We start from the raw sequence: 14,816 nt of genomic DNA, 5'->3' as shown, positions 1-14,816 counted from the left end.
TGGGGAAACCAAGCTTCATCCCGTTCAAAAACCAGATAGTCTCGGTGCTATCAAAAATTGGAGATAAGCGAAATGGCTTTGATCAGTATGCGTCAACTACTCGACCATGCAGCAGAAAATGGTTATGGCGTGCCAGCCTTTAACGTTAATAACCAAGAGCAAATGCGTGCCATCATGGAAGCGGCTGATAAAACAAACAGCCCAGTGATTGTGCAAGGCTCCGCTGGTGCACGTAAATATGCAGGTGCCCCATTCATTCGCCATATGATCCTTGCTGCGGTAGAGGAGTGGCCTCATATCCCAGTGGTTATGCACCAAGATCATGGTACGTCTCCTGGCGTGTGCCAGCGCTCTATCCAGCTTGGCTTTTCATCGGTCATGATGGACGGCTCATTACTTGAAGATGGTAAAACGCCTTCATCTTATGAGTACAATGTTGATGTAACCCGTCGTACCGTAGAAATGGCTCATGCTGGTGGTGTATCGGTAGAAGGTGAGCTGGGCGTACTTGGCTCTCTAGAGACCGGTGAAGCAGGTGAGGAAGACGGTATTGGCGCCGAAGGCAAGCTGACACAAGATCAACTGCTTACTGACCCAGAAGAAGCAGCGGATTTCGTTGCTAAAACCAATGTCGATGCGTTGGCTATTGCTTGTGGCACGTCACATGGTGCTTATAAGTTCACCCGTCCACCAACAGGGGACATTCTTGCTATCGACCGTATCAAGGAAATTCACGCCCGTATCCCTAACACTCACTTGGTTATGCACGGCTCATCATCCGTCCCACAAGAGTGGTTAGCAATTATCAATGAGTACGGTGGTGAGATCCCAGAGACCTATGGTGTGCCTGTTGATCAGATTGTTGAAGGCATCAAGCATGGTGTACGTAAGGTGAATATCGATACCGACCTACGTTTAGCTGCAACAGGGGCTATTCGTCGCCACCTCGCGCACAACACCGCGAATTTTGATCCGCGTAAATACCTAGCGGAGGCAACGAAAGCGATGACGGAAATTTGTGTTGATCGCTATCAAGCTTTTGGCACAGCAGGCCAGGCCGACAAGATTAAGCCTATCTCGTTAGATGATATGCACCTTCGTTACTTAAACGGCGAACTGGATGCAAAAATAAAATAGTCGCGTTCACGACTTTAATGAGCCTCGCATAAGCGGGGCTTTTTTATGGATCACTATTTTACTGAGTGGATCATAGTGGGATCAGATTTTTATCAACTGCACTGATTATGGGATCACGTTCTTACGCGCTGCTCAGCCGATGAAACTATATGTGGTTGATATTTAAACAAGGTTTGAGCGAGATTTATACACATAAAGAACCTCACTTGGTAAGAGTGTGATCTCAGGGCAGATCAATGGGTAAAACTCTGATCCACTGATAGCCAACTTGGTATAAATCTGATCTTGTAACGGCTCAGTTGGTAAGACTATGATCCTTGCTTTTACGGCCCCTAACGTCTTGATCCCAAGTTTAATTTTGCAGCATTTCCATTGAAGGTGTACGCTTTCATAAAATTGTCACAAAAAGTCATAATAATGACATCAGTAAATTCAGTTCAATAAAGCGAAAGAGATAAACGGAATGTCACGTAAAGTTCTTGTGGTCGATGATGAAGCGCCCATCCGCGAAATGCTGGTGTTTGTTTTAGAACAGAATGGTTTTCAAGCCATTGAAGCTGAGGATTACGACTCTGCCATAGCAGCCATGGTAGAGCCCTACCCAGATATGGTATTACTGGATTGGATGTTGCCCGGAGGCAGCGGTATTCAGATTGCGAAGAAATTTAAACAAAATGATCACACCCGCGCAATTCCCATTATTATGCTCACCGCGCGAGGTGAAGAAGAAGACAAGGTGAAAGGTCTCGAAGTGGGGGCTGACGATTATGTGACTAAGCCATTCTCTCCGAAAGAATTAATGGCACGGATTAAAGCTGTTATTCGCCGTGTGGCGCCGACATCACTCGAAGAGGCTATCGAAGTACACGGCTTGCGTTTAGATCCTATTTCTCATCGTGTGACATCCGATGGCAGCGAGTTGGATATGGGACCGACCGAATTTCGTTTGCTACACTTTTTTATGACCCACCCTGAGCGAGTATATAGTCGTGAGCAGCTACTGGATCATGTATGGGGGACCAATGTTTACGTTGAGGATCGCACCGTTGATGTGCATATTCGTCGCCTGCGTAAAGCAATTGCTCCCATGGGACATGACCGCTTAGTACAAACTGTGCGTGGTGCTGGTTATCGTTTTTCTAGCAAGGTATAACTATCTTTATTGCTCATTGCATCGGCATCAAGCCGATGACACATTGTTTTAAGTAGAGCGAGTCTATGTACCGAGTGGTTAATAAACGCACACTTACCAAGCGTTTAGTTATCTTTTTCCTGCCTTTATTGTTGATAGGCGTGCTAGTAGGCGCGCCTTTTTTGCTTCTATTTTTGGGCGCTATCACATTGTTACTGTGGCATTATCGCCAGCTTTACCGCCTTAGTGATTGGCTTATTAACCAACGTAGCTTTAATCCACCGGAGGGAGAAGGGGCTTGGGAGCAGGTTTTCGAGGGAATTTACCAGCTCCAACAACGCAACCGTAAAAAGCGCAATGAGCTGGCTGACTTGATCCGTCGTTTCCGCGAGGGGGCCGAAGCCGTACCTGATGCTGTGATTGTGCTGCAACAGGACTTCAGCATTGTCTGGTGTAACCAATTAGCGCTGCGGTTATTGGGCTTGCAGTGGCCCACTGATCATGGACAGCGTATAGATAACCTCATTCGACACCCCAAATTTAGCCGCTATATGCAGCAGCATCAATTCAACGATGCCCTTGAGCTTGATTTAACCCACACCGGTGAACAAGTGTTGGAATTTCGGGTGATGCCCTATGCACAATCACAGATCATGATGGTGGTCCGTGATATTACTCGCCTCAAGCAATTGGAGCAGATGCGTAAAGACTTTGTTGCCAACGTATCACATGAGCTGCGTACACCTTTAACTGTGGTTACCGGCTACTTAGAGATGCTTGATGGCGACAACTTACCACCGCCAGCAATGTGGGATAAAGCCCATGGCACTATGATTGAGCAATGCCAGCGAATGGACAGCTTGGTCAATCAGTTGTTGTCGCTGTCGCGAATTGAAGGAGCACGCAAACACGACAATGATAAACCAGTCAATGTGCCGAAAATGTTGGAAGTTATCGAAACAGAAGCGACATCGCTGAATCAAGATAAAGGCCACCGCCTGTATTTTGATGTCGATAGCAGCTTAGATATCGTTGGCGCTGCCGATGAGTTACGCAGCGCGTTTTCAAACCTGGTATTTAATGCTGTGCACTACACCCCGGATGAGGGAGAAATTACGGTGCGTTGGTATCGCCAAGACGGTCAAGCGGTCTTTAGCGTGACCGATAATGGTGAGGGCATCGCGCCTGAACATATCAACCGTTTAACCGAGCGCTTTTATCGAGTGGATAAAGCGCGAAGTCGGAAAACGGGGGGCTCGGGCCTCGGCCTAGCTATTACTAAACACGTGTTGTCGCGTCACGACTCACACCTGCATATCGACAGTGTCGTCGGTAAAGGCTCGTGTTTTTGGTTCGCCTTTGAACCAAGTTGGTTAGTACCAGCACAAGAACACGTACAAAATTAGCAAAGTCATAAAACTGTAATACTCAAGTAATTTAACTGTCATCTTGTCACTGCACAATGACAGCAGTTGAAACACGGGAAGAACAAATTGGAGAACCCAATGAAATTTAAAAACTTAGTTGCTGCAATGGGGGTTGCTGTAAGTGCCCTGACAGCAGGTCAGGCAGTTGCTCTAGATAAAGCAATTCCAGAGTACGAAAAAACGAGCGGCATCTCTGGTAACTTTTCATCGGTTGGTTCCGATACGCTAGCAAACATGATGACCTTCTGGGCTGAAGAATATAAGCGTATTTATCCTAACGTCAATATTCAAATCCAAGCTGCAGGTTCATCAACGGCACCACCGGCGCTCACTGAAGGAACGGCAAACTTCGGCCCTATGAGCCGTAAGATGAAGTCAAAGGAAATCGAAGCGTTTGAAAAGCGCCATGGTTATAAGCCGACAGAAATTCGCGTAGCGATTGATGCCTTGGCGGTATTCGTGCATAAAGACAACCCCATTGAAGGCTTGCGCATTGACCAAGTTGACGCCATTTTCTCTTCAACGCGTAAATGTGGCGCCAGCGAACAGATTAACCGTTGGGGCGATGTTGGCCTAACGGGTGATTGGGCGGCAAAAGATATTCAATTATATGGTCGTAACTCAGTATCTGGTACTTATGGTTACTTCAAGAAGAAAGCCCTATGTAAAGGTGACTTCCGTAATAACGTAAACGAGCAGCCTGGCTCTGCATCGGTAGTACAGTCAATCTCTTCTTCTGTGAATGCGATTGGTTACTCAGGCATCGGTTACAAGACCTCAGGTGTACGTACGGTGCCACTGGCGAAAAAAGGCGATAAGTTTGTTGATGCAACACTTGATAACGTTGCAACGGGCAAATATCCACTATCACGTTTCCTTTACGTTTACGTGAATAAGCACCCTAACAAGCCACTATCTCCTATCGATGCTGAGTTTGTAAAAATGGTGCTATCACAAACAGGTCAAAAAATTGTTGAGAAAGATGGTTATGTGCCACTTTCAAGCAAGATGGTTGAGCGTGAACTTAAGCGTTTAGGCTTACAGTAACATTGTATCTTTGAATCTTGTTGATTAGTTTAAAGCCCCTCTATGAGGGGCTTTTTTGTGCTCGCTATCCGGGCGTCATGAAGTCAGTATTACCAACAACTTTGCTGAATAAGCTCTTTGATAATACGTTGTGATGGAGCAATACGGTCCATGGCCAAGAATTCATCGGGCTGATGTGCTTGGTTGATGGAGCCTGGGCCCATGACTATGGTTTCACAGCCCAATTGCTGAATAAAGGGGGCTTCAGTGCAGTAGTTCACCGCTATTGCTGGCTGTTGCGAAATCTTTTGCGCCAGCTGCACTAGCGCGCTATCAGTGGTCCCTGCAAAGGCAGGGATCGGGTCATGCATATCAATGACTTCAACGCAGCCAGGGTAGCGAGCAGTGATGTCCTGAGTTGCCGCTAATAACATGGCTTGCAGTTCGACGATACTCAATCCAGGTAACGGGCGCATATCTAACTGTAACTCACAGCATCCACAAATGCGGTTAGCGTTATCACCGCCATGTATGTGACCAAGGTTCAATGTCGGGTAGGGAATGGCAAAATGTTCAATTGAATATTTATTCTTAAGATCCTCTTTTAGAACCAATAATTTTTGAATCACCAAGTGCATCACTTCAATGGCATTGATGCCGCGCTCAGGATCAGAGCTGTGCCCGCTTTTGCCAATGATACGAACCGCCGATGTCATATGCCCTTTGTGAGTAAATACAGGGGTCATATCGGTGGGTTCGCCAATAACGCAGCGAGCCGGTCTTAAGTCTGGATACTTTGCCACTTCTTGGGCGCCAGCCATGGTGGTTTCTTCATCGGCGGTGGCGAGAATAATCAGCGGTTGTTGTTGCTTACTCGCGTCCAACTCAGCGATGGCATTGAGCACAAAAGCAAAGAACCCTTTCATATCGATGCTGCCAAGGCCAAAGAGCTTATTATCTCGCTCGCTCAAAGTGAAGGGGTCCATACTCCAACGGCCTTGATCAAAAGGAACGGTATCGGTATGCCCTGCTAACATCAATCCGCCACTGCCATGGCCACGCTTCGCTATCAAATTAAACTTATCGGCATCAGTACTAAGTGGTTTTATTTCACACGCAAAGCCCAGCTCCTCGCACCAAGATGCCAAGTGTTCAATAACGGCGCGGTTGCTTTGGCTTAATTTCGGATCCAGTGAACTGATCGATGGGGTAGCGATCAACTCCCGGTAAAGGTGCAAAAAGTCGGGAAGAGCCATACATTTCCAAATAATTATTCGCGATTGTTGCATATTAATATAAATGTCTTTATAGTGAATATCAATTCACTTTTTAAGCATAAGTATTGGTTTGGTTATGATGGTTCATCACCCCCTTTGTACAGCGCGACGACGATAAGCCGCTCACCTAGAAAATCCTAGTGTGAGAGAGAGTCGCGTTGGGCATCTCGCCCTTGATTAAACCAAAAAAGAGCATCTTCATGAACATCGTAATAATTGGCGCAAGTGGTTATAGCGGCGCTGAGTTGGCGCAATTAGTTGCCAAGCATCCTCATTTTGTCTTGCAGGGCTGCTATGTCTCTGCCGGGAGTCATGATCGCGACAAAAAACTCAGCGATCTTTATCCTCAGCACCGTGGGTTATTAGACATGCCACTGCAAGGCCTAACAGCCGATGCTATTGCTGATATTGGTCAGCATGCGCACGCCGTGTGCCTGTGTACCGAGCACAAAGTAAGTGTTGAATTGGCGCCGCAATTTCTCGAGCAGGGTATTAAAGTTTTTGACCTTTCTGGCGGGTTTCGTCTTGCCGATGCCGAACTCTATACCCAGTACTATGGCTTTGATCATCCCCACCCTGAACTATTGCGCCAAGCAGTGTATGGGCTAGCTGAGTGGCACAACAGCGCCATTATGGATGCACAACTGGTTGCTGTGGCGGGCTGTTACCCAACAGCCAGCCTCAACGCGCTTAAACCGGTTCAACAAGCAGGGTTATTAGCGCCGCAGCAAAAAGTGATCATTAATGCTGTATCCGGGGTGACTGGGGCAGGGCGCAAAGCCAATATGAACACGCACTTTTGCGAAGTATCACTGGCTCCTTATGGCGTGTTTAATCACCGCCATACTCCGGAGATTGAACAAGCATTGGGGCACCCAGTGCTATTTACCCCACACTTGGGAAATTTTAATCGCGGTATCTTGGCAACCATTTATGCGCAAGTAAATGCAGGGACCACGCTTAACGACATCACCGATGCTTATCAATGCCTTGCCGATGAACCTTTGATTCGGCTGTTCGGTGCCGGTGGTTTGGCATCAATTAAAGGCGTCGCGCAAACCCCTTATGTTGATATTGGTTGGCATTTGCAACAGCAGCAACTGATTATCAGTGTTGCCATCGATAACTTACTAAAAGGCGCATCAGGTCAAGCGCTGCAATGTATGAACATTAATGCTGGATTAGACCCAACGATTGGTTTGGTATAAAGAGGAAAATGATGACGAGTAGCAACACCACTTGGGTAATTAAATTGGGCGGCGCCCTGTTAAACAGCCCACAGTCAGTGCAAGCATTGTTCGCAACCTTGGCGACCATGACCGACACCCGTTTTGTGGTGGTTCACGGCGGTGGCTCACTGGTTGACCGCTGGCTGCACGATGCGGGATTCGCCACCGCGAAGCACCAAGGTTTGCGCATCAGTCCTGCCGAGCAAATGCCCTATATCGTTGGTGCCCTAGCTGGGTGTGCCAATAAACAATTGATGGGAGCAGCCATAGCCAATGGCCTCGAGCCTGCAGGGCTGAGTTTATACGAAGCCGGGGTCAATGCGCAGCAAAAACTCAAGGCACTGGGTCGGGTGGGTGAGTGTAGTCAAGGTGCTCGCTCGGCTATTCCAGCCTTGCTAGAGGTAGGAAAGCTGCCTGTTGTGAGCTCAGTTGGTTTTGATGAGCAAGGACAATGGTTCAACGTTAACGCTGATGAGGCCGCAGCGGCAATTGCCAAACAACTCGATGGTGAATTGATTTTTATGACCGACGTTGAGGCCGTACTGGATAAATCCGCTCAGCCGTTACACCAATTAAGTGCTGAGCAAATAGATGAATTGATAGCCCAAGGAGTTATCTCGGGTGGGATGGAGGTCAAAGTAAAGACCAGCCTTCTTGCTGCCCAGCATTTACGACGGGGTGTTTACATTTCGAGCTGGCAAAAGCCAGAGAACTTAGTTGCATTGCTCAATGGTGAGCATGTTGGCACGCAAATTACAATGTAAGCATAGACCATGAAACATGATTTTATTACCGGCCTCGAGCTGGACGACAAAGCCGTACTCGCGCTACTCGCCCTAGCGCAAAAAATGAAAGCACAACCCAATGATTATGCCCAAGCTTTAGCGGGCAAATCGGTGGTTACTTTATTTGAAAAGCAAAGCCTCAGAACTCGCCTAAGCTTCGATATAGGTATCAATAAACTCGGTGGCCATGCGGTCTACTTAGATCAGCAAAATGGCGCCATGGGCAACCGCGAGTCGGTAAAGGACTTTGCTTTGAATATCAGCACTTGGGCCGATGCCATCGTGGCGCGGGTTAATCACCATAACACAGTGCAAGAGCTGGCACAGTTTTCATCTAAACCGGTGGTGAACTCTTTGTGCGACCTGTACCACCCCTGCCAAGCATTGGCGGATTTTTTAACCTTGCAAGAGGTGCACGGTGAGGTTAGCGAGCTCAAGCTGGCTTATCTCGGCGAGGGTAATAACGTCACCCACTCATTAATGTTGTTGGCCGCCACCTTAGGGACTGACTTCGTGGCTGTATGCCCTAAAGGCAGCGGTCCAGATGCACAAATTGTTAAGCAAGCAGAGCAAATTGCCGCGAGCAAAGGCGCGTCGGTATTAGTGAGTGATAGAGTCGAGGCCGCTGTGGGGGCGAATGCGCTTTATGCCGATACCTGGGTGTCGATGGGGGATGACACCCCGCTCCAGCAGGTTAAAGATAAATATCTGCCTTATCAGCTCAATAAACAGCTGGTGGATATGACCGGCGCGCAAACTATTTTGCACTGTCAGCCAGCGCACCGTGAGTTTGAAATCACCTCTGAAGTGATGGACTCGCCGCAAGCCAAAATTATTCAGCAGGCACAAAATCGCATGTATGCGCAAAACGCCTTGCTGTTAACCCTTTTGAACCCAAATTTTTGCTAAGGATCCGAAATGAGCGCAATTAAAAAAGTCGTACTGGCCTATTCCGGCGGACTAGATACATCAGCCATCGTGCCATGGCTAAAAGAAAACTATGACTGTGAAGTGGTTGCCTTTGTCGCCGATGTGGGCCAAGGCGCCGAAGAGCTCGAAGGGGTTGAGGAAAAAGCCATCGCCTCGGGGGCATCCGAATGTTACGTGGTGGATTTAAAAGAGCAGATGGTGGCTGAATATATTTACCCGACGCTCAAAACCGGTTGTGTATATGAGGGCACCTATCTGCTAGGGACGTCAATGGCACGTCCTATTATTGCCAAAGCACAGGTTGAGATAGCCCGCAAAGTGGGTGCCGATGCCCTTTCTCATGGTTGTACTGGCAAAGGTAATGACCAAGTACGCTTCGAGTCCTGTTTTGCGGCGTTGGCACCGGATTTAAAAGTGATTGCACCGTGGCGAGAGTGGCATCTATCAAGCCGGGAGTCGTTACTGGATTACCTAGCGCAGCGAGATATTCCCTGCGCTGCATCGGCAACGAAAATTTATAGTCGTGATGCTAATGCATGGCACATCTCCCATGAGGGTGGGGAGCTTGAAGATCCTTGGTGTCAGCCCAGCGAGCAAGTATGGACCATGACGCAATCGCCTGAGCAAGCGCCAAATGAAGCCGAGTTAGTGACGCTAACCATTCAACGCGGTGAGGTAGTTGCCGTAAATGGAGAAACGCTGAGCCCCTATCAATGCTTAGTGAAGCTCAATGATATTGCTGCTGTGCACGGGGTTGGCCGTGTCGATATTGTTGAGAACCGCTTGGTGGGTATGAAATCTCGCGGCTGTTATGAAACACCTGGCGGCACGGTGATGATGGCCGCTTTGCAGGCTATTGACGAACTTGTGCTGGATAAAGCGAGCCGTAAATGGAAAGACACGTTTGCCCTAGAGTTTGCGCACTTGGTCTATGACGGCCGTTGGTTTACGCCTTTAAAAGATTCGATTCTGGGGGCGGCCAATGCGTTTGCCGAGCATGCCAATGGTGAAGTGGTGGTGAAACTATACAAAGGTCAGGCAATCGCCGTGCAAAAGCAGTCAGAAAACAGTTTATACAGCGAAGACTTCGCCACTTTCGGCGAGGACGATGTGTATGACCAGTCTCATGCCGAGGGCTTTATACGGCTATTTTCACTTTCAAGCAGAATTGCAGCACTGAAGAAGTAACGAGGAGAGCAACAATGGCATTATGGGGCGGGCGCTTTTCATCTGGACCGGATGAAGCATTTAAACAGTTTAATGATTCATTGCCATTTGACTATGTCATGGCGGAGCAAGACATTATTGGTTCAGTGGCGTGGGCCGGCGCGCTAAATCGTGTGGCGGTACTCAACGATGATGAACACCGACGTTTAGTTGCGGCGCTGTATGAGTTGTTGGAGCAGGTGCAAGCGCAGCCCGAAAGTGTGGCTATCAGCGGTGAAGAGGATATTCACTCTTTTGTTGAAGCTGCGTTGATTGATAAAGTGGGTGACCTCGCGAAGAAGCTACACACTGGCCGTAGCCGTAATGACCAAGTCGCTACCGACTTTCGTTTGTGGTGCAAAAAAACGGCGGCGACAGTCAGTGAAGCCATCAGTGAGACCAAGAATGCACTGATTGCCTTAGCCGAGCGAGAGCTGGGCACCGTACTGCCTGGCTATACTCATTTACAGCGCGCTCAGCCGGTACTTTTTAGTCACTGGTGCATGGCCTATGTGGAAATGCTAGAGCGCGATAGTAGTCGCCTTAATGATGCGGTTCAGCGTATGGACCAATGTCCACTTGGAAGTGGTGCGCTGGCGGGCACTGCATATGCCATTGACCGCGAGCATTTGGCGCAAGATCTTGGTTTTACAGCGCCGACTCGTAATAGCTTGGATGCGGTCTCTGATAGAGACTTTGTGGTCGAGCTACTGAGCGCGGCATCCATTTCGATGTTGCACTTGTCACGTTTTGCTGAAGATTTAATTTTCTACAATTCTGGTGAAGCCGGTTTTATTGAGTTGGCCGATAACGTTACCTCCGGCTCATCGTTGATGCCGCAGAAGAAAAACCCCGATGCTTTAGAGTTGATTCGCGGCAAAACAGGGCGTGTTTTTGGTGCTATGAGTGCGATGATGATGACGTTAAAGTCACTGCCTTTAGCCTACAACAAAGACATGCAAGAAGATAAAGAAGGACTTTTCGATGCGCTACCGACTTGGCTGGCATGTCTACATATGGCGCAAGCATGCGTAAACGGCATTAAGGTCAATAGTGATAAGACCAAAGCCGCCGCCCAAGGTGGGCATGCGAATGCCACCGAGCTTGCTGATTATTTGGTGGCAAAAGGGATCCCATTTCGTGAAGGGCATCATATTGTTGGGCAACTGGTGCAGCTGGCAATTTCAGAAGGAAAAAGCCTTGAGCAGTTGAGTTTGTCCGAATTTCAATCGGTGTGCGATGTTATTGCTGAAGATGTTTATCCTATGTTGGCACTCGATGCCTGTTTGGCGGCACGTAAGGCCCTAGGTGGAACATCGCCAAAGCAAGTGGAATTTGCCATTAAGCAAGCTAAACAGCAAAGTACAATTAAAGTACGTGATGCCAATCTGCATGATGTTGAAGCTATCAGTGAGCTGGTTCAATATTGGGCCAAGGTAGGGGAAAATTTACCCCGTGCTAAAAGCGATATGGTGCATTCCATTAATGAGTTTGCCGTGACCGAAGTGAATGGCCAAGTAACAGGTTGTGCGTCGTTGTATATTTATGATACCGGCTTAGCGGAGATACGCTCATTAGGGGTTAACCCCGATACCGGAGTAAAAGGGCAGGGGCGTTTATTGGTTCATCACCTGTTAGTGAAAGCCAAAAAATTGGCGCTTAAAAGAGTGATTGTACTTACGCGTGTACCGGATTTCTTTGCTAAACTTGGGTTTGCGGACAGCAGCAAAGAAAGCCTTCCTGAAAAGGTGATGAAAGACTGTGAGCTTTGTCTGCGTAAAGATAACTGTGACGAAGTTGCTATGGATTTCTACCTATACCAGCGACACTCTGTGGGTGATATACCATGTAAAAACTTTGCTTAGTTGGGGCTTCTGAGCGTGTCAAAAAATATTGGCACACGTGGTGCATAAGCTAAAAGTGAGTTGCTAAGAAATTGCCTTTGAAGTGTGACGTGTGTACCCAAAGCATGTTAAGTTAGGTTTGCTTAGCAAATAATTAACAAAATTTTAAAGGAGTTAACATCATGCAAGTTAATGCTAATGCTCAACTACAAACACAGGCTTACACTAAGTTACAACAACAAACACAACAGCCTACCGCACAAACTACTAGCACCCAGACGTTACAATCTGATACAGTAAGTTTATCAAGTGATGCTGTCGCTGCTAGCCAAGCTGAAATCCAGCGCGGCGGTGGAACCGTAATCACAGATCGTAAAAAGGAAAACTAGGACTTTAACGAGATGGCGGATGTATTTTGAAAAAAGTCTAGGCATATTTATGGGAGCCTTTGTGGTTTGGGGCTTCCTAATGGCTTTATTCTTTAATTTGATGCTCAAAGCATACAAGGCAAAAAATGACCCCAAACTTTTGTGGTGCAGCTTTGTCATGGCCATTTCTTATGTAACTAGCGACCACTTTTTCGATTTTTTCTCCACAATTGAAACCTACTTTACTTGGTTCGTTTACGACATAGTTACTCTTTTAGCCATTCTGCCAGTGTTTTTGATCAAGAGGACTACAAGCGTCTCACCAGGTGTAATATATGTCACTATTGGGTTAGTTATAAATTCGATTCTGTTTCTGGGGATGCACATAGACCTTGTCTACTTAAATGTAGATAGCCAGCCTTGGTGGTTTTGGAGTTTTTACTCGATAACAGTAAACCTATGTGATTTGGCTATGATAGTTGCTCTTATTGTAGATAAAGATATCTTGGGAATTCTACTGATTAAAAGGACTTTAAAGAAGCAATTGTTAAATTTTCAGCCTTCAAGCTGGTTTGGCAATAAATGCTGTCATATCGAGGCTTCTTAATATCAAACCTAATTAGTACTTTTATAGAGTGGGGCTTGATGATGGCTTTGCTCTACAACTTAGTGGCTTTCTCAGACAAAGCAATTCGTAAAAACTCACCTATAGCCATTTGCTTAATAGTTAATATTTCATACCTTAGCACTACATTTATGCCAAATGTTAGTAAGGTATATATGTATTACATTCTTGCAGAGCTTATTACTATAGGCTGCATATGGCTAGCTTACAGACTCTTCTTTACAAGCAAGCCCTATGCTTATTACTACGTATTAACAGCCTTATCTATCAATGCTTGCCTGCACCTAACAGTCCATATAGATATTTGGGAGCTTGGTAATGTAGAGCCTTGGTGGTTATGGGATTTGTACACTTATGGCGTAAATACCGTTGATATTATAGTCATACTGTCTTTCATCATTTGGCGAGATTTTCTCGGTCTATGTCGAATAGGGCGGTTTTTAAAGGCCTCTCTGGCACCAAAGAAAGTAGGTGATAACGGGTAGCGTTACCACCGGTATATTTACCCGAGCTTTTCTTTCAGAGCGGCGGCGACTTGCGGCACAACAAACTCAGAAACATCACCACCATGTAAGGCAACCTCTTTTACTAAGGTCGATGAGATAAACGAGTTCTCCTCTGCGGGAGTCAAAAATACGCTTTCTAAGTCGGGGTTCAAGCGGCGATTCATATTGGCCAGTTGGAATTCATACTCAAAGTCGGAGACCGCGCGAATACCTCGCACTAATACATTCGCTTTATGATTTTTAGCCAAGTCAGCAAGTAGGCCGCTGAAGCCAATGACTGTGACATTGCCAAGGTCGGCGACAATTTGCTTTGCTAACTCCACTCTTTCTTCAAGGCTAAAGCAAGGCTTTTTATTCGGGTTATGAGCCACCGCAACTATGACTTGATCGAACATTTTAGCGGCGCGCTCAATAAGGTCTAAGTGACCATTCGTAAGGGGGTCAAAGGTCCCTGGATAGATAGCCGTTACCTGCATATGATTCTCTGTTTTTATGTAATGCAATGGCCGCATTTTAGCAGTCTTTATGTGAGTTGCCAGTGCAAACTCAACTCTCAGCCATGTGATAAATTGTTAACTGTGACTAAGATGTTTATACTGCTCACCTGCAATCAGGGTGGGGAAGTAATAATGAGTACCAAGGACCGCATAATTCAAGCCAGCATTGAGCTTTTCAATAGCCACGGTGAGCGCGCTATCACAACAAATCATATCGCAGCCCATTTGCAAATCAGCCCTGGAAATTTGTATTACCACTTTAAAAATAAAGAAGACATCATTCGCCATATCTTTAAGTTGTACCGCCAGCACTTAGATACTCAGTTTAAGCCGATTAATCACGATGAGCCGGTGATGGCGCAGCTTAGCCATTATTTCGATGCCTTGTTTGAGCTTATGTGGAAATTTCACTTTTTCTACGACAATATGACCGACATTTTGTCTCGCGATGCTGAGCTTAAAGCTGATTATATCGCTTTCCAACAACGCTTGTTTGACCAAGTAACCGATATTGTCTTGGCGTTGGGTGACAACGGTATTCTCAACGTCGATGAAGAGCAAGCGGCAGAGCTAACTCATATGTTAAAGCTGACAGTCAGCTTCTGGACTCCTTATATCAAAGCGCGTCGCCAAAGCGGCGAGCTGAATCGCGGCGATATCTATCAAGGCTTGTTGAAAATAATCACCTTGTTTATGGCTTTTACTACCGCAGCTGGGCGTGAGCCTTTGGGGTTGTTAAAGCAACACTATCAGCAGCGCCAAGCGCAACTACAAACGTCACCCTCCACGCATAGTTAAGCTATTATTTCCGAAGGCGAGTGGTTTTT

At 46.8% G+C, this 14,816-nt stretch carries 14 protein-coding genes; 12 read left to right on the top strand and 2 right to left on the bottom strand.

Features of this window, described 5'->3' with window-relative positions; all coding sequences use genetic code 11:
- The first annotated feature begins 72 nt into the window (after positions 1-72).
- From fba to FIU82_RS12375, 4 genes are all read left to right on the top strand, one after another.
- Entirely contained in the window at positions 73-1,137 is a 1,065-nt protein-coding gene (gene fba, locus FIU82_RS12390) for a class II fructose-bisphosphate aldolase (RefSeq protein ID WP_022943390.1), read from the top strand.
- Between the two features lie 463 nt (positions 1,138-1,600).
- Entirely contained in the window at positions 1,601-2,290 is a 690-nt protein-coding gene (phoB, locus tag FIU82_RS12385; RefSeq protein WP_022943391.1) for a phosphate regulon transcriptional regulator PhoB, read from the top strand.
- A gap of 65 nt (positions 2,291-2,355) precedes the next feature.
- On the top strand, positions 2,356-3,675 hold the full coding sequence (gene phoR, locus FIU82_RS12380) for a phosphate regulon sensor histidine kinase PhoR (protein WP_053909757.1): 1,320 nt from the start codon (positions 2,356-2,358) through the stop codon (positions 3,673-3,675).
- A 99-nt stretch (positions 3,676-3,774) separates the two neighbouring features.
- Positions 3,775-4,743, top strand: a complete 969-nt coding sequence (locus FIU82_RS12375) for a PstS family phosphate ABC transporter substrate-binding protein (RefSeq protein ID WP_045979281.1) — start codon at positions 3,775-3,777, stop codon at positions 4,741-4,743.
- Between the two features lie 89 nt (positions 4,744-4,832).
- On the opposite strand, the gene argE is transcribed toward FIU82_RS12375, so the two are convergent.
- Complete coding sequence (argE, locus tag FIU82_RS12370) at positions 4,833-5,978, bottom strand: acetylornithine deacetylase (RefSeq protein WP_152441187.1); 1,146 nt, start codon at positions 5,976-5,978, stop codon at positions 4,833-4,835.
- Between the two features lie 221 nt (positions 5,979-6,199).
- On the opposite strand from argE, the gene argC reads away from it, so the two are divergent.
- The 7 genes from argC (at position 6,200) to FIU82_RS12335 (ending at position 12,968) form a co-directional block, all read left to right on the top strand.
- Complete coding sequence (gene argC / locus FIU82_RS12365) at positions 6,200-7,207, top strand: N-acetyl-gamma-glutamyl-phosphate reductase (protein ID WP_152441186.1); 1,008 nt, start codon at positions 6,200-6,202, stop codon at positions 7,205-7,207.
- A gap of 11 nt (positions 7,208-7,218) precedes the next feature.
- Positions 7,219-7,992: an acetylglutamate kinase gene (gene argB / locus FIU82_RS12360; RefSeq protein ID WP_022943396.1), complete on the top strand. Its 774-nt coding sequence runs from the start codon at positions 7,219-7,221 to the stop codon at positions 7,990-7,992.
- Positions 7,993-8,001: 9 nt separating this feature from the next.
- Entirely contained in the window at positions 8,002-8,922 is a 921-nt protein-coding gene (locus FIU82_RS12355) for an ornithine carbamoyltransferase (RefSeq protein WP_022943397.1), read from the top strand.
- Positions 8,923-8,931: 9 nt separating this feature from the next.
- On the top strand, positions 8,932-10,131 hold the full coding sequence (locus FIU82_RS12350; RefSeq protein ID WP_152441185.1) for an argininosuccinate synthase: 1,200 nt from the start codon (positions 8,932-8,934) through the stop codon (positions 10,129-10,131).
- A 14-nt stretch (positions 10,132-10,145) separates the two neighbouring features.
- Entirely contained in the window at positions 10,146-12,014 is a 1,869-nt protein-coding gene (gene argH / locus FIU82_RS12345) for an argininosuccinate lyase (RefSeq protein ID WP_152441184.1), read from the top strand.
- Positions 12,015-12,175: 161 nt separating this feature from the next.
- Positions 12,176-12,382 carry a hypothetical protein gene (locus FIU82_RS12340; protein WP_138508700.1) on the top strand — a complete coding sequence of 69 codons (207 nt, stop codon included), beginning with the start codon at positions 12,176-12,178 and terminating at the stop codon, positions 12,380-12,382.
- 19 nt (positions 12,383-12,401) lie between these two features.
- On the top strand, positions 12,402-12,968 hold the full coding sequence (locus FIU82_RS12335; RefSeq protein WP_152441183.1) for a hypothetical protein: 567 nt from the start codon (positions 12,402-12,404) through the stop codon (positions 12,966-12,968).
- Positions 12,969-13,488: 520 nt separating this feature from the next.
- On the opposite strand, the gene coaD is transcribed toward FIU82_RS12335, so the two are convergent.
- The gene (gene coaD / locus FIU82_RS12330) at positions 13,489-13,968 is read right to left on the bottom strand and encodes a pantetheine-phosphate adenylyltransferase (RefSeq protein WP_152441498.1); all 480 of its coding nucleotides are present in this window, start codon (positions 13,966-13,968) and stop codon (positions 13,489-13,491) included.
- Between the two features lie 153 nt (positions 13,969-14,121).
- On the opposite strand from coaD, the gene FIU82_RS12325 reads away from it, so the two are divergent.
- Entirely contained in the window at positions 14,122-14,787 is a 666-nt protein-coding gene (locus FIU82_RS12325; RefSeq protein ID WP_026110898.1) for a TetR/AcrR family transcriptional regulator, read from the top strand.
- Positions 14,788-14,816 lie beyond the last annotated feature (29 nt).

Source organism: Pseudoalteromonas sp. THAF3, assembly GCF_009363775.1.
Classification (GTDB): domain Bacteria; phylum Pseudomonadota; class Gammaproteobacteria; order Enterobacterales; family Alteromonadaceae; genus Pseudoalteromonas; species Pseudoalteromonas ruthenica.
Note: the sequence above shows the minus strand (reverse complement) of the source record. Positions and strands in the feature narration are given on the sequence as shown.